Raw genomic sequence first — 20,157 nt, 5'->3', positions numbered from 1 at the left:
TTAATCGACTTTAAGGATAATTTTACCAAAAACATCACGACTCTCCATTCGTTTTAAAGCTGTATCAATTTCATCCAGCCCAACAATTGTATCAATGACAGGGTGTACGGCTTTTTGTGCCATTTTTTGCATGGCATTTTTCATATTTTCCATACGGCAGCCAAATGAACCGAATATCTTAAGCTGTTGCTGGAATAATTGCATGAGATTTATTGGTGCTGAAACACCAGAGGTAGAACCGCAAGTCACTAAGCGTGCTCCTTTTTTCATACATAACAAAGAACCGTTCCATGTATCTACACCAACATGCTCAAAAACAACGTCAACACCTTTTTTTTGGGTTAATTTACGCACTATACCTTCAAAACGATCTTTACGATAATTAATCACATGATCTGCTCCAAGAGAGTGTGCTTTTGCAATTTTTTCATCTGAACCTACAGTTGTGATAACTGTACAGCCCATGTGTTTTGCAAGTTGAATGGCTGCAGAGCCAATACCTGAACCACCAGCCTGTATCAGGATTGTTTCTCCTGCTTGTAGTTTTGCGTTATCGAAAAGCATATGTTCTACGGTACCAAAAGTAATTGGAGCAACCGCTGCCTGCAATTCATCACATTGAGGAGGTGATGGAACTAATAAACGTGCTGGCAAATTGACAAGCTCACACGCAAATCCATCAAGGTGAAAACCGTAGACTCCCTTTACATGGCTGCAAAGATTATCCCGTCCTTCATGACAAGCTTGGCATACTCCGCAGGTTTGTGCACCATAAATTGAGACAATCTGTCCAAGTTGGAGATGTTCAACGCCATCTCCTATTTGTATAACCTCACCAGAGGCTTCTGCACCAATGATGAGTGGCATTTTTCTTTTCGCAAAAGCCATGCCACGCCATCCCCATACATCAATATGATTAAGAGCAACGGCTTTTATCCGCACAGTTACTTCACCTAGACTAGGTGAAGATGGCGGGGAAATATTAGTGATTTCAAGCCGACGATCATCGAAGAGCTGCAGTGCACGCATTACCATCCCCTTTAAATATGTTATTAGGTTAGCGTTATAAAATTTTATTATTAAAGGATTATCCTTTATATGCAGTGATGACAAGACTCATATTTTGACCACCAAATCCAAATGAGTTGGACAAAACCGCATTGACACAGGCTTTACGGCTATGATGAGGAACAACATCTAAAGGGATAGCAGGGTCAGGATTATCATAATTTATTGTAGGTGGAAGTATCCCCGATTGAATGGTTAAAAGCGAAAAAACCGCTTCTATTGCACCAGCAGCAGTTAATGTATGCCCAATCATTGATTTATTAGAAGAGACTGGAATATGCTCTAAAAGATCACCGAATACTGTTGATAATGCAAGATATTCCATTTTCTCATTTTCAGGTGTTGAAGTTCCATGTGCATTAATATAATCAATTTCATTGATGGTTATTTTTGCATCGTCTAAAGCTTTGCGAACGGATTCAATTGCTGGTGATGCATCGGGTTTTGAACGTGTACGGTGGAAATCATCGGCTGTTTCTCCACAGCCAGCTAAAATTCCTAAAACTGTAGCATTACGGTTTAATGCGCTTTGAAGAGATTCAAGAACAAAAGCACCTGAGCCTTCTGCCATAACAAATCCATCTCGATCACGGCTAAAGGGTTTTGCTGCTTTTTCAGCAGGATCATTTTGGGTTGAAAGAGCGGATAGTAACGAAAAACGGATGAGAGATTCTGCTGAAACTGATCCATCTGTCGCAATTATGAGAGCTCGATTTGTCTCTCCCCGTCTAATAGACTCAACACCTAATTGAATTGCTGTTGCACCAGATGCACAAGCAGTGGAAAGTGTAACAGGAAGTCCTTTTGTGCCAAATGTTTTTTGAAGTTTTTCTGCAATTGCACCAAATTGTGTGGTTTCAAAAAGCGTTTCATGGAGTTTATCCTTACAGACTTTAAGAAGATGTGCATAAGAAGGTTCATTATTGAATTCTTGCTCTTGATCAAGACTAAAACGTGCGGTCCATTCAAGTTCAACAGGAGGAGCTGCTAGAAAGAGTGGTCCATTAAAATTTTTTATATCAATAGCAGCTTGTTCCAAAGCTTCTTCAGCAGCAAGATGTGCAAGCTTCTCAGAAAGAGCTGAAGCACCAAGTGTACTTTCTTTGAGAAAATCAATTGTTCCAGCAATATATGTATTTAATCCCTCAACGGGAAAACGTGTTATTTTGTGGATACCGCTTATACCGCTTGTTAATTTTTGCCAATTTTCATGTTTCCCTTGTCCCAGTGATGTGACAATGCCTGCCCCAGTTATTGCGACAAGTGGACGCCCAAAATGATCATGATATTTCACGATAGAAATCCCCTTCAAACAGCTGTAAGACGCACAATACCTTCAGCTCTTTTTATGCCAATAGTTGTAACAAATATTTCACGTACTTCTTTAGAAAAAGGTTTTTCATGAGGACTTAACGCTGGAAAACAGTGTTTTTTTTCAATTGAAAGTGCTGCAAGAGCTAGAGCTAGAGGAAATTGTGCTTCCCGCATATAACCAAATAATGTTGTAATGCCACGGTAAGATAGATCAGCATCATCAAGAGCATTTTGTTCTGCTTTTGTTGCTTCGTGAGCTCCTGAGGCTGCTGAAATGGCTAGGGCAGATTTAGCACTCGCAGTTTTTAACATTGTTGCAATTGATTCTCTAAGTGGAATTTTGGTTCTATCTGTTTGGTCTGTAATAATTTGGCTAATTTCAGCATAAGCACGTGCGTTGCGCTTTTCTGCATGTTCTCCACTTTCAAGAACTAGGAAGATACCACCAGAACCGGCTATAATACCGCCGCCGGGGTGGATTTCACGATTCCACACTGGGCTCCATCCATTATGGGTTAAAAGACCACCAAGCTCATGCGCCAACAACATATCATAACTTTGTGCATTATAGGAACCTCCTACAAGAGCATGGGTACTTTGACCTGATTTAATACGAGCTACAGCAATTTGAAGCGCAGAAAGCCCACTACCTTCTTCTCCCATAAATGTACGAGATGATCCAGTGACTTTATGAACAATTGAAATGTTTCCTGCCAAAAGGTTTGAAAGTTGTGCTAAAAATAATGTTGGACGAAGTTCGGTTGAAAGAGCAACATTTAACATAGAAGCATGATCGGCAACTGTGCGCGCTTTAGAAAGAATCTGTGTATCAACAGTAATATCACGCTCTCCTCCACTTGCTGCTACGATCATATCCATTGTTGAAGTGAGTTGTTCATTATTTTTCATGCCAGCATCATCAAGAGCAAGACCAGCCGCATAGGTACCAAGACGCTGCCATGTTCCCATTTGCCGTTGATCACTTTTTTTAGGAATTTGTAAACTCCAATCAATTTCGGGCAATTTATGAACCGTGTAGGGTGAAAAAGTTGTACAATCTAGGTTTGGTGTACGGATTGGATCGTTTAAAAGATTCCAATGTTGATCAGTTCCTTCCCCCAGAGAGCTTATGAGGCCTATACCAGTGATGAATACAGATTGATCATGCATGGTGAAAAAATTACTCCGCCTGTTTTAAGGCAACGAGATCATCAATTTTTGTACAAAGGTTTTTAAGAACAAAGTATTCTTCTGTTGCAACGGTACCTTCGTTGACTTCTTGTGTCCATTGTTCTAGAGGGACTTTTATTCCGAAAGCTTTATCAATAGCGAAAACAATATCAAGAAAATCAAGACTGTCGATTCCTAGATCGTCAATTGTATGACTTTCAGGTGTAATTGTATTGCGATCAATTTCACTGATTTCTGCAATGATATCAGCAACTTTATCAAACGTGGAAGGCAATGTACGGATTCCTTATTATAGAGTTAGTAAATTCAAAATACATTTAATATTGTTCTTCTAGCCTTTTTTTTATTTTAAAAAAAGACTTAATCCAAAATATAGCTGTCTTTATCTATAGAGATAAGAGGTTTACAGTATCTATAGAGATAAGAGGTTTACAGTACATGAAACACTATATCTCAATTTTTAAAAAACTTTGAAATTTTATTGCGCATTTATTTTACGAGACTATTTTTTCTATTGGCCGCAAGGACAGCAAGGGCTGTTATATTAACAACTCCCCGTGAAGTTACTGAAGGCGTTAAGATATGGGCGGGACGTGCTGCCCCGATTAGAATAGGACCAACATGGAGTGCATTTGTGAGGCTTTTAACAGTGTTGAGCGTGATATTGGCTGCATCAAGTGTTGGAAAGACAAGCAAATTAGCTTCACTTTTAAGACGAGAATCAGGAAAAACACGATCACGAAAAACTTTGGAAAGAGCAGTATCACCATGCATTTCACCATCTGCTTCTAATTCAGGGTGTAATTTGGCAAGAATTTCTGTTGCACGTCGCATTTTACGCGCACTTTCTGTGTTTTTAGAACCAAAGTTTGAGTGTGATAATAAGGCTGCTTTTGGTGTTATTCCAAATGCTTCAACTTCTTGAGCTGCCAATACAGTCATTTCAGCGATTTCTTCTGCAGAAGGATTTTCATTGACGTAAGTATCTGTGAGGAAAAGAGTACGTTGTTGAGAGATAAGCAAACTCATAGCAGAAAAACGGTGAACATTAGGATCAAGACCAATAATTTGTTCAATTAATTCAAGTTGACGTTCAAAACGTCCTTCTAAGCCGCAAATCATTGCATCTGCTTCTTCACGCATGACAGCAAGGGCAGCAATAGCCGTTGTTGATGTTCTCACTACAGTTTTTGCCATTTCAGGCGTAACACCACGTCTTCCTGTATAATGAAAAAATAAATTAACATAATCACGAAAACGTGGATCATCTTCAGGGTTTGTTAATTCAAAATCTATACCAGGACGAATTCTTAAACCAAAGCGTTTTAATCTCGCTTCTACGACATGTGGACGGCCGATAAGGAGAGGCGTTGCTGTTTGTTCTTCAATGACAACTTGTGCTGCACGAAGGACGCGTTCATCTTCACCATTCGCATAGATGACGCGTTTACGTTTTGCTGTTTTTGCTGCAGCAAAAACAGGTTTCATTGTTAAACCAGAAAGAAAGACAAATCGATTGAGGATATCATAGTAGGCTTCCATATCTTCAATGGGACGAATGGCGACACCAGTTGCCATTGCTGCTTTAGCAACAGCGGGAGCAATACGCAGTATTAAACGCGGATCAAAAGGAGAGGGGATCAGATAGTCTGGTCCAAAATTGGGTGGTTCTTTTGAGTATGCACGTGCTACAACATCTGAAGTTTCTTCACGTGCAAGGGCAGCAATCGCATGAACAGCGGCCATTTTCATTTCTTCATTAATTGCACTAGCACCTACGTCTAATGCACCACGGAAGATATAGGGAAAACAAAGGACATTATTAACTTGATTGGGATAATCAGAGCGTCCTGTACAGATCATTGCGTCTGGTCGTATAGAGCGTGCTTCTTCAGGCATAATTTCTGGTACTGGATTAGCCAGTGCTAAAATGAGTGGATTTTGAGCCATTCTTTTAAGATATTCAGGCTTTAAAACACCACCCGCAGATAGGCCTAGAAAAATATCTGCATCATCAATAATATCAGATAAAGTTCGTGCGTCTGTTTTTTGTGCGTAATTGATTTTCCAACGATCCATAAGGGTCTTGCGATCTTCATAAACAACTCCCTCTAAGTCACTAAGCCAAATATTTTCAACTTTCGCCCCAAGACGAACCAAAAGATTAAGACAAGCTAGGGCAGCAGCACCTGCACCTGAGGTAACTATTTTTGCATTTTCAATTTTTTTTCCTGAAAGATTTAAGGCATTTAATACAGCCGCAGAAACAATAATGGCAGTTCCATGTTGGTCATCATGAAAAACTGGAATATTCATTTTAGCACGAAGCTTTTCTTCGATGTCAAAACATTCAGGAGCCTTAATGTCTTCAAGATTAATACCACCAAATGTAGGTTCTAAGGTCGATATTGTTTGCACCATTTGTTCTATATCGGATGCATCAATTTCAATATCAAAAACATCAATATTCGCAAATTTTTTAAATAAAACTGCTTTGCCTTCCATAACTGGCTTTGACGCCAGTGGACCAATGTTTCCTAAACCAAGAACAGCAGTTCCATTGGATATAACAGCGACTAAATTAGCACGGGAGGTATATTGAGCAGCAAGATTGGGATCTTCATGAATCGCAAGACATGGTGCTGCAACGCCTGGAGAGTAAGCAAGAGCTAAATCACGTTGATTATCAAGAGGTTTTGTTGCTTGTATTTCCAATTTTCCAGGTTTTGGGTATTGGTGATAAAAAAGTGCGGCACTGTCAAGTTCAGCTTTTGGTGAACTGAAATCACTATTTCGTTCTCTAGGCATTTTTATGATATCCAAGTTAGCGTATGTGTATATGAAATGTTCCATCTACGATAAGGTTTTGTCCACTAATAGATCCTCATTTCTCTGAATATCAAAATGCATGAGCATGAGCAAACTCTTCTGGATCGTAAAACCAGTTTGATGATTCTTTTTGTTTGTGTGCATGAATAATTTCATTGATAGCAGCACTTTTCTTTCTCTCTCCTTAATAAAACTCATAAAAATTGATTAGTTTACAAAAAAATAAAATATTTTCTAACGATTACATTATCAAGCCATTATTTTTTTGCAATGTTTACAAAATAAGGAAAGAACAGAAGAACATTTCCTATCAATTTCATCCATTTTTTATAAAATATATATTTTATTTAAAGTTTCATACGGAGGTACAAGAAATTTTAAATAACAATTTGTAATTTATAAATTGTTTATTCAGCTATTTTAAAGGAGACTGGAATGTTGAAAATGGAAGTGGTGTTGTTCATTGTTTAATTGGATTCTTAATAGTGAAAGCTGTATTTTTTATATACTAACAATTATGTGTTTTAATAAACAAAGATATGGCTGAAATGGCTGTAATTGCGGATTTTATAACATGAAAATCATATATTTTCCATAACGCTTTTCTTTATAATTTATAATGCATCATTTCGTATGTTGGATGGGAAATTTGAATACAATAAGATTCTTTTATTTAAAATTCACCTAATATAATAAAAAATATTTACTTACATAATTCAAACGAGAGTAATGTGTGGATAAAAAACATTAAAAAAATAAATAGAAATGTTTCTATGAGCTATTTTAATGTAAAAGCACGGAATTTTTTCACAATTAGCAAAAATAATTATTACCTATTTTGTACCTTTATGAAACTATGAAAAATAAAGGAGTTAAGAAAAAGATAAGGAAATAGAAAATATGCTTTATCATTCTTAGAATGATATGTTGTTTTATAAGTCATTACGCTTCTTTAGGGTTATTGCTTAGGATATCACAGAAGACCGCACGCCAATTATCCCAGCCTTTGAAGTACAAAGCTGCAGTTAAAAGCAAAGTACTCTACAATGAGCCATTAAAACAACTGGAGAGGAAAAAAGTGGAAAAAATATCTTTTTCCACTTTTTTTATTTTTTATTGGATTCGACCACTTGCATGAGCAAGCATAGTATAAACTTTTCCGGTATCTGATATCAGGTATTTGCGAACTGAGCTGGAAGAACCAGAACTGCGCGATATATCACGTAAGAGTTTTTCAAAATCTGTAACATATTGATTCACTGAACGTTTAAACTCAAAATCGCTCATATATTTTCTCTTAATCATTTCAAATATTTTTTGTCCATTTAAGGTATAAAGGCGTTCTGTTACGATGTTTTTTTGTCCACGTTGATAATGATCCCATAGCTCAACAATGGCATTGTGATTAATAGCTTGCACTATACCAGAAGCTAATGAATTAAGAGAGCAGTTTGCAGGAGATGGTTTTGTTTGCACTGATGTTAAAACATCATCACTAGGGGGAGCATCATAAAACGTTTCTTCACGTGAAGCTCTTTCTAAGAGATTTGACACCCATTTATTTGGTCTTTTTTTGCTTTGATCTTGTTGCAGAATAGGCTTAGGTGGTACGATCTTTTTAACGGACTCAGTGGATTTGTCACTTCTTTGATTAAACATTGATGATGCAGGAAATTCTGATATCAGCTGTTTTTTTGCGCCCTTTTGATCATTTTGTATAACACTGACTAGATCTTGTAACGCTGTAATCTGTTCATTCAAAGCTGTGCGAATTGTTTGCGTTGTTTCTTTTGTCTTTTCCGGAAGTTTTTTAACATTTTCATTGATATCATTATTAATCTTTGAAAGCTCTAAACGAACTTCATCAGCGGAGCGACGTATGTCTTCTGCTGCTTCTGAAAAACGCGCCGATGCTTCACTAACAAGCCTATTAAGTGATTGTTGGAATGAATTTGTGGAGTTACGTGCATTCTTATCAGAGCGTTCAAGTGCTGAGTTGAAGATTTTTTCATAATGCCCAATCATTTGATTAATTTCATGAGACTTTGAAACAAGAGCATCACTTAATACAGAAAGCGTATTATGTTTTTCTTCAAGTGTTGCACTCAGTGAATTTTCAGACTGTTCAAGAACATGAATAGTTTGGGAAAGTGTTTTTGCATGTTCACCAAAACTGCTCGTTATATGATTAATTTGTTCAAAGGTATTCTTTGAAAGTCCTTGCAGAATTTCAACATTATTATTGAGCACTTGATTTGAGGCTGACAGACGCTCTGCTACTTGGTCCGTGTTGCGGAAAAAATTACTCGCACTCTCATTAAACTGACCATCAATATTTTGAACAGCTGATAATAAAACATTACTATTTTCGTGAAAATTGTAAATTGATTGATTCAACTGTGTTAAGACGGATGAGACATTATTAACAAGTTCTTCCTTCATAACCGTTATTGTTTGAAGTGTTTCAGAGTTAGCTTTTGTTAAGCTATTCACTAAAAATTCATTGTGTGCATAAATTCTTTGTTCAGCTTCTTGTGTGGAGAGAGAGAGTTGTTCACCGATATGCTGTGTTAAAGAATCAATTGATTCTGTCGTATTTTGCGCTGCTTGATTTAAGTGATTTGTCAGCTCTGTTATTTTTCCAACATGTTTTGAAATTTGTGTTGCTGTTTGATTTTCTGCAACTTCCAGACGGCTCGTTACATCAGAAAGTTGATAACCTAAATTATTTTTAAAATTTTGCATAGAGTGATGAAGAACATCACAGCGTTCATTAAGAACTTGCTCTATTGCTGTTGTTGATGTGTGAATGGTTTCGTTCAATAATGCTTGTGCATTATGACTGGCTGTTGCGAAAGCTTCGACAGTATGCGCTGTTTGTTCAGACAGAACGGACAGAACTTTTTCACTGGTATCATAAACAGTTTTTTTGACATTTGATACAATGCGATTGCCTGATTCTGAGAGAATATTTTCTGCTTGTGCAGTAACATTTGTAACAGATGAAAGAATTTGTTCACTCGTAGAAGAAAGAATATCAGAAGCTTTTATAATCTTATTATGCAGGTTATCTGTAACTATATTAACAGAGTCTTCTAAGGTTACACGCATATTGTCAACACTGCTTTCCAGTGCTTGTTGAATTATCTGACTTTGCTCATTATTAAGCATGAGAGACGTTTTTAACGTGTCAGAACGTTCCTCAATAACAGATGTTTGCATATCAATGGCTTCACAGATTTGGCTAAATTTTTCAGATAAGGTTTCCTCTAGCGTTGTTGTTCGTTCAAAAATTTTGTGTGCACGATCTTCTAGATCTGTATCGAATGATTCCATACGTGTTTCAAGGGTTTCAAAGAAAACACCACTCGATTGAGAGAGAGTGTTCTTTAAAATTTCGGCATGGTTTTCAAGGTTTTTGATATGATCTTGAACCGTTTCAGTAATGTTCTTATTATTGGCGACAATTGCACTTTCAACTAAATCTATTTGTTGTTTCAATGCAACATCGACACGTATATCACTTTTTGCAATGAGATTATGGATTGTTTCCATGCGTTGCTCAAGTGTGCGTGCTTGATCGGCAAGAACTTCATTGAGAGAAAAACTATTAATCGCTAAAGAGTCACGCAGAGCATCGGCACGGATATCAATGTTTCTCGCTTGTGCTTCTAAAGCATCTTGGGTTGTATTGCAGCTTTGTACAATGACATCTTGTAGTTTTTCAGTGCATTGAATGATGTTTGTAATATGATTTTCAGCTTGTTTATCAACGACTTGAATATTGTCAGCCAAAACTTTTTCAATATGAGAAGTGTTTTGGGACAAGACATCAATTTGATTTCTTAATGTATCCGCAATTTTATTCTTCTCGTTATCGAGCATGTCTGCCATAAGAGCTCGTTGATCAGAAAGTTGTACTTTAAAATCTTGTGAACGTTCTTGGATGATATCAACAATGGCATTGTCGACATACTGAATTTCTTCTCTCAGGCTTTCTTTACTTTTATCAATTGCAGAAAGAATAGCTTCACGTCCATTTGTAAATGCATGGGTAATGTCTGCTGTTTTTTCTTGGAGGTTTTCATTTATTTTCAAGACATGAGATTCCAAGAAGTTACCAAGTTTTTCAGCATTATCCTCTAAAGCCTGACTGCGTTCTATAAAGGAATCAATGATGGAATCACTATGTTCTTTAAGAGAAAGATCAACAGTGGCTAAACGTTGTTCAAAGGCTCCAATTGCTTGCGAGGTTACGTTATCAAATTTAGAAGAGAGTTTATGTGCTTGGTCGTCGAGCTTTAAGATCTTCTCATCAAAATTCTGTAGAGATTGATTATTACGATCAATAAGAGCTTGATCCAAGGCTTTAAACTTTTCATCGACAGCGTGCAAAGTTTGATCTGTTACTGCTTGTATATGTGTGGCAATTTTAGCAACATGTACTTCCGCTTTTTCAGCTGTTTCATTAAAGGTTTTTTCTATTTGCTTTTCATTATGATCAAATCGTTTTGAAAAACCATCGAAGTTTTTTCCTAATTCATGAAAAAATTCTGTGTTTTTCTGCTGAATTTGTGTTGTTGTTTCGTTAAATTTTTCAACAAGCTGATTTGTTACGCCATCACCGGCATAGGAAAGTTTTTCAACAAGGTCTTCACCTTGTTTTTGTAAAGTTTGAGAGAGAGTTTGTGCAAGCTTCTCAACATTGGTTACAATTTTAGAGGTAACTAAACCAAATTCATCACTCAGTTGTTCTTGGGTTCCTTTAATTGTTGATTGTACGCGATCTGCGTGATTCAAAATGGCGATGCGTTCATTGCTCAATTCTTTGATTAATGTGTGAATACGTGATTCATTCTCAGCATAGGCTTGTTCTAGGTTGTGAACTTCACCTTGTATGATTGCTTCAAGTTCAACAGCACGTCCGAGGGTACGTTCAATACCTTCGTTCATTGCCGCTACTTCTTCACGAATGGTTTGCCCTATAGCAATAGCTTGTTTTTCAGATAAATGTTGTGGTTCACTAAGGCGCTGCGCAGCATTTGTCATAAGAAGAGCAATATTATGCAAGTCGTTTGAACGTTTTGTTAATTGAGCAACGCCCCAAGATATAAGGATAGGAATTGCTGTTCCGGCTGCTACAGCGAGTCCTGTTGGGGATGTAACAAAAGTGCTGATATTGGATAAGGAGCTGAGTCCGGTAGGTGCGAGCTTATGCGCAATAAAAGCTCCTCCCGTTGCCCATAAAGCACTAAGCGCTGTTGTATACCAGTAGACTCGAGAGGAAGAACGCTGCTTTAATAGTCCAAAATTTACAGGGGTTGTTATATCATCATTTGCAGGAAGAAGTTTTGTAGATAACAATGTATTATGAACAGTCCCACCTGAAATATCAGGTGAAGGTTTTGGAGCAAAAAGCTGTTCAACAACGGATTTATCAACAACAGCTTCATCATGAATATTAGAAACAAAAGTTGACGTACCGTTTTCAGCAAAGAATTCTTCTTCTGCCATTGCAATTTTTTGAATCAGATCATCGACATTAACAATATTTTCAGAATTATTTGATGATATTGTTTCAAATTCTGTGTCATTGAAATCAAAGTTCATAGCTTTTGTGAGGGCTTCTTCAACTTCAACTTCAAATGTTTGCAATTTGGTTCTGCGTGCCATACTCGCCTCGTACTCTTACAGACGGAAAAGGGATACGTCCTCTTCCACATAATCTCTACATACTAGCTGTTAATTATTTAGAAAGGAATATGCTTAGGGAAAAATTTTAAAAACTTATCAAGATAAAGTTAACGCGGTTTCTTATACCCTGTTTAAAAATGTTATAAAATATAGTAAAAACAATTTATTATTTGAATCTAACAAAAACAAAAATACTGTTTACAACTTGTGTTTATAAAAAACTTTATAAGCCGCTAGTCTTTGAAACAAGGATAATTTAATAGCCGTTATATACACAGTTAAGGTGCGAACACCTCTCTATTAATACCGATGATCGTTAATAAATATTGTTGTCCGTTTACTTTTATTGATTCTAAACGAAGCAGATTCATCATCACATATAGTCTGTAATAGCTTAGGATATATAAAAGTATGCCTTTGGACTGTAAGATTATAAAAGAATAAACGTGGAAAAATTTTTAATTTAATATAGCTTTTTGTAAGTTGCGCTTTATTATTGCCTTAAAGAGCCGTTTTTTCTCTAATTTCAGTTGTTTGTTGCTAAATTTTGAAGCTTCTACGTTGACAATTAGATATTTTTCAGTCGATATGCATGCACGAATATTTTATGCAATCGAGATGAAGGTGTAAGAATAATGGCAGAGCGATCACAACACCTGCAAGATGTGTTTTTAAATACGGTGCGTAAGCAAAAAATTTCCCTTACAATTTTTCTTGTCAATGGCGTTAAACTCACGGGTATTGTAACTTCATTTGATAATTTTTGTGTTCTTTTGCGCCGAGATGGACATGCGCAATTGGTTTATAAGCATGCTATTTCTACGATTATGCCTGGACAGCCTGTGCAGATGTTTGAGGGTGAAAGTCCTGAGTAAACATATCATTTTAAGATAAACCTCTTATCCCATTTTAAAAGTACTTAGATTGCTATGATAAATAAAAATGAGAGATTAGGAGGGGTGTTTTCGCAGAATACAGGGCAGGTGCGCGCACTTGTTTTGATACCGATTTTTCAAGAAAATAGAAGTGAAAGCTCTTTGAGAGAGTGTTCTATATCTTCTCGTGTTAAAGAGTCATTAGGCTTAGCGCGTGCTATAAGGTTAGAAGTTGTTAATTATGAAACGGTTAATATTGCAACGCCTCGCTCTGCGACTCTCTTTGGAAAAGGTAAAGTAGATGCGTTAACCTGTTATATAGATGAATATTCTATTGAGCTTACGATTGTAGATCACTTTTTAACGCCAGTACAGCAGCGTAATTTAGAAAAATTATGGAATTGCAAAGTTATCGATAGAACGGCTTTGATTCTTGAAATTTTTGGGGATCGTGCACGAACAAAAGAAGGAGTTTTGCAAGTAGAGTTAGCGCATTTGTCTTATCAAAAAGGGCGACTTGTGCGTAGTTGGACGCACTTGGAAAGGCAACGGGGGGGACGTGGCTTTCTAGGTGGACCTGGTGAAACGCAAATTGAAGCAGACAGGCGTCTTTTACAAGAGAAAATTATTCGTATTCGACGCGAATTGGAAACGGTTATTAAAACACGTGCACTACATAGAGCAAAAAGGAAAAAAACATCTTATCCTGTTGTGGCACTGGTAGGATATACGAATACAGGAAAATCAACTCTCTTTAACCGTTTAAGTGGTGCAGATGTATTAGCAAAGAATATGTTATTTGCAACGCTTGATCCGACTTTGCGCAAAGTTGTTCTTCCCCATGGAAAAACTATTCTTTTGTCTGATACTGTAGGGTTTATTTCTAACTTGCCAACAAATTTGATTGCAGCTTTTAGAGCAACCCTTGAAGAAGTGGTTGAAGCGGATCTCATTCTTCATGTAAGAGATATGTCAGATCTTGATCATCGTGCACATGCTCAAGATGTTTTAGAAGTGCTTTCAAGTCTTGATATCGATATTGATGATATGGAGCATATCATAGAGGTTTGGAATAAGATTGATATGTTGGATGAGCAGGCATTGAATGTTTTACAAACAAGCGCAAAAACACGATTAAATCCTGCTCTCATGGTATCAGCGCTTAAGGGGGATGGACTCGATCAATTATTAAGAGCCATTGAAAAGCGAATTTTTGGAGAGGTGCAAAGCATTGAATATCTTTTAAAACCTCATGAAATGTCGCTTATCGATTGGTTTTATGAAAACTCTTCGGAAATAATGCAAGAAGGACATGATGATGGGTCTGTTACCATTAGAGCCGTTATTACTTCTGAAGCAAAAAAACAATTAGAGAACATCAAAAAAATATGAATTAAGTTCTTTAAAGCTATTGCTGAACATTTGTGCTTAAATTTTATGTTTTTATTATCTGAAAATAATATGACAGCAAGTTAAGAGGATAGTTACTACTTTCTCTTAATAAAACAATATGAAGAAGTATTTTGCTGGTTAAAATAAAGATGAGTCTTAAGTGTAATAAAAGACTATTCCTACGTACTGTATGGCGAAGCATTTTGATTGTTTTGCTATTACAAATGCTATGTATATCTTTGATTTGGTTGTATTATTTTTTTCAGCCCCGTGGTTACCAAGCAACTTTAATATTTTCATTATCTGATTCTGTAGGAAAACCGTTACCAATCAAAAAGCAAGACAATGTTATCGCTTTTTTGTTTTCACAGCCTATGTTCTTCAATGATTCGCAATTTTCTTTAAGTGCTTTTAATAAGAAAAAAAATCATGAAAATATCCGTTTATCGCGTCGTGGTGATTTTATCGATTTGACTTTTGAAGCTGAGACACTTGAAGCAGCTCAACGTGGGTTGGAAACTTGGTTTTCCGCATTTTCACAAGCAATCATAAAACAGAAACAATTCTTGTTAAATGATAAATTAGAAGACAAACAATATGATAATACTGCAATCGTTAATATCATGCAGGGATTTCGTACATCTGTTGAGTCTTTTATTCAGCAGGGTGTAAAACAAACAGAGCTTCATGATCTTTCTATGCAATTAACGGAAGCAACTTTAAAGCGTATTCATTTAACAAGTTTGAACTCAACGATTAACGCGATGCGTGAAAAGGGACAGTCTTTATTGTCTTTATCGTTTATTGCAGGTAATTCAGCAATTGTTGCTCTGGAATCTAAACGTGATCTTTTGGAAACGCAAAGAGCACATATGGCGGTGCAATTGGGGTGGACACATCCTCAAATTAAAGCAATGACTGCGGAATTAGAAACAGTTTCTCATCAATTAAAAAATAAAATTTTACAAATCGTTTATCAAGTTCATTCAGATGAGGTTATTGCAACGGAATTAGAAAAACAGCTCAAAAAAAGAATGAACTTTTTTGTAAAAGATCAATCCCAATCTTTGAATGAAATATTTAACGAGTTTGAAAATAAAATAAAAGCAGCAGTCGATGCACAAAATAAAGCGATGAGTAAGTCTGCTCAACGAAGAGAAAAAATTATTGGTTCATATCGGAGATTGAGTGATAATCCTCTTCTTTTACAAAACACAAATATCCACGTGGTTATGCCAACAACGTTAGCACCAATTTCTTTTATGGCTCTTTATGGAAAAAATATTTTTGTGAGTGCATTGGCTAGCTTCCTTACTCTTTTACTAGGAATATTGTTATTTTATCCGTGCTTTAAAAGCAAAAAAGATCAACCTTCAGAAGAGGATTTGAGATCAAAAGAAAATGCTCTTAAGAAGAACGAGAGTATTTTAGTCTCTCAAGAAATGAAAAATCTTGAAGCTTTTATTACGATAGAGGGATTATCTGATGTTTTGAAATGGCGTGCTTCAACCATTATTTCAATCATTGGACCAGAGGCTGCACGGACAGCGGCAAAGCTTTCACTTCATCTCACAAAAGAGAACAAAACAATTCTGTTGGTCGATATTTCTGGTCAACAAATAGAGAAGGTCATTGGTCCACATCGCGGACTGAGTGATATTTTAACGGGCAATGCCCAGCTGCATGATGTTATTTACCGTGATTATGATACGGGGGTTGATATTCTTCCTCAGGGGTTAACAAGTGCTATTTCTGCACAAGATTTTTCAAATGACATTTCTCATATATTACAAGAATTTAAAAAAGAATATGATTTTATCATTCTAGAGATGGCAAGCGAACCAAAATATGGATTTGAGCAATTTGCAGAGCTAACAGACTATTATATTTGTAAGACTGTTCTTAATGAACAAGAATGGATGATGCGGATGGTAAGCAGCTTTCCAAAGGCTGTTTATCGCGTTGTTGCATCATAAACTTTATAAAAAAGAAATATGTATCGCATGTTATAGTGGTACGCTTGTTTTTTGCTAAAGTTATAGTACATACTAGAATACACAATGATTTGATGTTTAAATTTTAAAATGCATTGTAGTTGGAGAGAAGCGTGGGGCAATCAGAGATGGCAGTAAAGAGATTAAACAATAGCATTTTAACGCCCGTGCAAAAGAAAAATAGAAAACAAATACAGGTGTGGCTTTACTCTATTTTATTGCTTTGTTTAGCAATTGTCTTAGTAGGTGGCGCTACTCGTTTGACGGGATCAGGATTATCTATAACGGAATGGAAGCCAATACACGGCGTTATTCCACCGATTGGTGTGGATCAATGGCAAGAGGAATTTTTAAAATATCAACAGATAGCACAATATAAGCTGCTTAATCCTGATATGACCTTAAGTGCTTTTAAGGTCATATTTTGGTGGGAATGGGCGCATCGTGTTCTTGGGCGTCTTGTTGGTCTTGTCGCTTTATTGGGGCTCATTTGGTTTTGGGCGACTAAGCGTGTTGAAAAAAATATCTTACTCCCGCTTATTGTCGTGCCTATTCTTATCGCCTTTCAAGGCTTTATTGGTTGGTGGATGGTTGCTTCAGGGATTGGGCAAAGTAATTTAACAAGTGTGAGCCAATATCGTTTGGCATTTCATCTTATAACGGCATGTTTTGTTATTGTTTTTGTTACTTATTTATCTCGAGGACTTGCAGAATATTCAGAAAAGCCAGCAAATAAAAAGGTGCAATATTTTGCGGCTTGGCTTGTTGTTCTCGTTTTGATAGAGATTTATTTCGGAGCTTTGGTTGCAGGGCTTCATGCTGGAAAAGTCTATAATACATGGCCTCTTATGGATGGGCAGATTATTCCTGATGGTTTGTTGCAGCTTCGTCCTGTTTGGCTCAATTTATTCGAAAATTCATTAATGGTTCAATTTATTCATCGATTTTTTGCTTATTTTGTATTTATTGTTTCAGTTGTTCATGCTTTCTATGTACAAAAAAACATTCCACATTCAACCCATTCTCGTCGTGCATTTCTTATCTGTGTTATGATTATTATCCAAGCACTCTTGGGTATCTTAACACTGTTACATGAGGTTCCGATAAGTTTAGGGCTCATTCACCAAAGTATGGCACTAGCAGTGTTATGTTTTGCGGTTGCGCACTGGCGAGCAACGAAAGGGGCATATCGCGTTGTTGAATAAAAGTTTGTATTTATAGGGAGTTTTAGTTGCTTGAAAGCATTAAATCGAGGTTCTGGATAGCCGCAGCTGATGCGCCTTTTCCTAAATTATCGAATATGGCGCTGAGATTAAAAATACCTTCACGATCATTTCCAAATACGAACAGTTTCATATTATCTTTATTGGCTAAACACTCTGGATTAAGTCTTTGAAGTGAAGCAGTTTCTTCTTGTGATGCAACTAAAATGGTATTTTGTCCATCGTAATGGTTTGCGAGAATTTCGCGCAAATCAGAACAGTTTGCTGATTTTGTGAATAAATGGCGATGCAGAGGAAGATTCACAATCATCCCTTGGGGAAAACGACCAACACTTGGTATGAAAATTGGGGTTTGGTTGATTTGTCCATAGATTTTAATTTCTGGCACATGTTTGTGTTCAAGATTAAGACCATAGATAAAATAATTGTTCTGAATATTTTGTTGAGATTGATTTTCCATTTCTAAAATCAACTGTTTTCCACCACCAGTATAGCCGGAGATTGCATTAATCGAGATGGGATAATAGGCGTCTAGCAGTCCTGCTTCACGGAGTGGGCGAATCAAACTAATGGCACCGGTAGGATAGCACCCGGGATTGGTTACATAATGTGCTGCTTGGATGCGCTTTCTTTGTCCTGTTGTCATTTCAGGAAAACCGTAAACCCAGTCTGGTGCAACACGGTGGGCTGTCGAGCTATCAATAATCCTAATGTTTTTATTTTTTTTAAGCCAATGAACTGTTTCGCGTGCAGCATCATCTGGAAGACACAAAATAGCAATATCGGCTTGATTAAGATAGTCTTGTCGCAGATGGACATTATGGCGATCTTTATGAGCAAGAGAGAGTAGTTTTAAATCTGTACGCCCCTCTAAGCGTTTTTGTATTTGTAGTCCGGTTGTGCCATGTTCACCATCAATAAAAACTTTAGTTAGCATTCTTATTTGCCTTGTATTAACTTTGCCTATTATATTCAGTTTTTCACATTATAAATTATTTTTAATCATTAAATTATTGAATTTCTTTAGATTATAGATACCTTTTGTAAAAGGTGTAAACAAATAAGAGTGTAAAAAAAGAAATGTAATCTCATTTTTTACCATTCTTGAGAGGGAAGTTTTTTGTTTTTTTTATAACAAAGAATAAGATAAATATTTGCGTCATTATTTTTGAGTGTAAGCGGTTTAAAATGTTTGGTTTGCATGGTTTGCTGTGTTATCGTTCAGTGATTTTATTTTTTTATGTTAGGAATGTGTTTTATGACTCAGCAAGAAAATGACGCACAAAAGCGCTTTTTTAATGATAATTTACAAACTGTTGATGGTGCAATCTTTGATGCAATTAGAGGGGAGTTTGAGCGTCAACAACATGAAATTGAGCTGATTGCTTCAGAGAATATTGTTTCAAGAGCGGTTCTTGAAGCGCAGGGGTCTGTTTTAACTAATAAGTATGCAGAAGGTTATCCAAGAAAGCGCTACTATGGCGGGTGTCAATTTGTTGATGTCGTTGAAGATTTAGCCATTGAAAGGGCAAAACAGCTTTTTGGTGCTGCTTTTGCGAATGTACAGCCTAATTCTGGTAGCCAAATGAATCAAGCTGTCTTTTTAGCTTTACTTCAGCCTGGTGACACATTTATGGGATTAGACTTAAATGCTGGTGGTCACCTTACGCATGGTTCATCTGTTAATATGTCAGGAAAATGGTTTGATGTTGTTTCCTATGGTGTGCGTCAAGAAGATCAGATTATTGATATGGATGAGGTTGAGCAACTTGCAAAAGAACGTAAGCCCAAACTTATTATAGCGGGTGGCTCATCTTATCCACGGCTATGGGATTGGAAACGATTCCGTGAAATTGCAGATAAGATTGGTGCTCATCTACTCGTTGATATGTCTCATATTGCCGGTCTTGTTGCTGGTGGCGTGCATCCTTCACCCGTTCCACATGCGCATATTGTAACAACAACAACACATAAGTCGCTTCGAGGTCCTCGTGGTGGTTTAATATTGACAAATGATGAGTCTTTATCCAGGAAAATTAATTCTGCAATTTTTCCTGGTCTTCAAGGTGGTCCTTTAATGCATGTAATTGCTGCAAAGGCTGTTGCATTTGAGGAGGCTTTGCGTCCCTCTTTTAAGAGTTACAGTGCCAATGTGGTCGCTAATGCGAAAACTTTAGCAAAAATATTACAGAGTAATGGTTTTAATATTGTTTCTGGTGGTACAGATAATCATTTATTGTTGGTTGATCTACGTTCCAAAAATCTAACAGGTAAACGTGCTGAATTGGCTTTGGGGCGCGCTCATATTACCTGCAATAAAAATGGTATTCCTTTTGATCCTGAAACGCCATCTATAACATCGGGAATTCGCTTGGGATCACCTGCTGCCACAACACGTGGTTTTTCAGAAAAAGAGTTTATTCAAGTTGGTCATCTGGTTTCAGAAGTTCTTGATGGTCTTCGGAGCGCAAAAAGTGATGAAGATAATTATGCCGTTGAAATGGCTGTTGAGAAAAAGGTAAAAGATATAACGAGTCAATTTCCTCTTTACTCTTATCTTAGTAATCGTTAAGGACA

General features: G+C 36.7%; 12 protein-coding genes. 5 read left to right on the top strand and 7 right to left on the bottom strand.

All coding sequences use genetic code 11. The features are described from left to right. The 6 genes from ACFIKJ_RS07510 to ACFIKJ_RS07485 form a co-directional block, all read right to left on the bottom strand. Entirely contained in the window at positions 1-1,029 is a 1,029-nt protein-coding gene (locus tag ACFIKJ_RS07510) for a zinc-binding dehydrogenase (RefSeq protein WP_375626444.1), read from the bottom strand. 58 nt (positions 1,030-1,087) lie between these two features. After that, on the bottom strand, positions 1,088-2,362 hold the full coding sequence (locus tag ACFIKJ_RS07505; protein WP_375626446.1) for a beta-ketoacyl-ACP synthase: 1,275 nt from the start codon (positions 2,360-2,362) through the stop codon (positions 1,088-1,090). Between the two features lie 14 nt (positions 2,363-2,376). Continuing rightward, positions 2,377-3,552 (bottom strand): beta-ketoacyl-ACP synthase, encoded by a 1,176-nt coding sequence (locus ACFIKJ_RS07500; protein ID WP_375651990.1) that lies wholly within the window; start codon positions 3,550-3,552, stop codon positions 2,377-2,379. Between the two features lie 10 nt (positions 3,553-3,562). After that, positions 3,563-3,847: an acyl carrier protein gene (locus ACFIKJ_RS07495; RefSeq protein WP_375626449.1), complete on the bottom strand. Its 285-nt coding sequence runs from the start codon at positions 3,845-3,847 to the stop codon at positions 3,563-3,565. Positions 3,848-4,062: 215 nt separating this feature from the next. Then, entirely contained in the window at positions 4,063-6,381 is a 2,319-nt protein-coding gene (locus ACFIKJ_RS07490) for an NADP-dependent malic enzyme (protein WP_375627352.1), read from the bottom strand. A 1,134-nt stretch (positions 6,382-7,515) separates the two neighbouring features. Further along, complete coding sequence (locus ACFIKJ_RS07485; RefSeq protein ID WP_375670406.1) at positions 7,516-12,075, bottom strand: hypothetical protein; 4,560 nt, start codon at positions 12,073-12,075, stop codon at positions 7,516-7,518. Between the two features lie 656 nt (positions 12,076-12,731). Here ACFIKJ_RS07485 and hfq point away from each other — a divergent pair. From hfq to ACFIKJ_RS07465, 4 genes are all read left to right on the top strand, one after another. Next, positions 12,732-12,971 carry an RNA chaperone Hfq gene (hfq, locus tag ACFIKJ_RS07480; RefSeq protein ID WP_005773461.1) on the top strand — a complete coding sequence of 80 codons (240 nt, stop codon included), beginning with the start codon at positions 12,732-12,734 and terminating at the stop codon, positions 12,969-12,971. 54 nt (positions 12,972-13,025) lie between these two features. Beyond that, positions 13,026-14,363 (top strand): GTPase HflX, encoded by a 1,338-nt coding sequence (hflX, locus tag ACFIKJ_RS07475; RefSeq protein WP_375627354.1) that lies wholly within the window; start codon positions 13,026-13,028, stop codon positions 14,361-14,363. Positions 14,364-14,512: 149 nt separating this feature from the next. Next, complete coding sequence (locus ACFIKJ_RS07470; protein ID WP_375627355.1) at positions 14,513-16,339, top strand: hypothetical protein; 1,827 nt, start codon at positions 14,513-14,515, stop codon at positions 16,337-16,339. 131 nt (positions 16,340-16,470) lie between these two features. Beyond that, positions 16,471-17,562: a COX15/CtaA family protein gene (locus ACFIKJ_RS07465; RefSeq protein ID WP_375648212.1), complete on the top strand. Its 1,092-nt coding sequence runs from the start codon at positions 16,471-16,473 to the stop codon at positions 17,560-17,562. Between the two features lie 22 nt (positions 17,563-17,584). Here the strand turns inward: ACFIKJ_RS07465 and argC are convergent, their stop codons facing one another. After that, positions 17,585-18,517 carry an N-acetyl-gamma-glutamyl-phosphate reductase gene (argC, locus tag ACFIKJ_RS07460; RefSeq protein ID WP_375627357.1) on the bottom strand — a complete coding sequence of 311 codons (933 nt, stop codon included), beginning with the start codon at positions 18,515-18,517 and terminating at the stop codon, positions 17,585-17,587. A 321-nt stretch (positions 18,518-18,838) separates the two neighbouring features. On the opposite strand from argC, the gene glyA reads away from it, so the two are divergent. After that, a complete protein-coding gene (gene glyA, locus ACFIKJ_RS07455) occupies positions 18,839-20,152 on the top strand; it encodes a serine hydroxymethyltransferase (protein WP_375626463.1) in 1,314 nt (437 codons plus the stop codon). Positions 20,153-20,157 lie beyond the last annotated feature (5 nt).

Origin of the sequence: Bartonella sp. PS7NMGDW (genome assembly GCF_042193585.1) — a bacterium.
Classification (GTDB): Bacteria; Pseudomonadota; Alphaproteobacteria; order Rhizobiales; family Rhizobiaceae; genus Bartonella; species Bartonella grahamii.
This window is presented reverse-complemented; position numbering and strand designations above follow the sequence as displayed.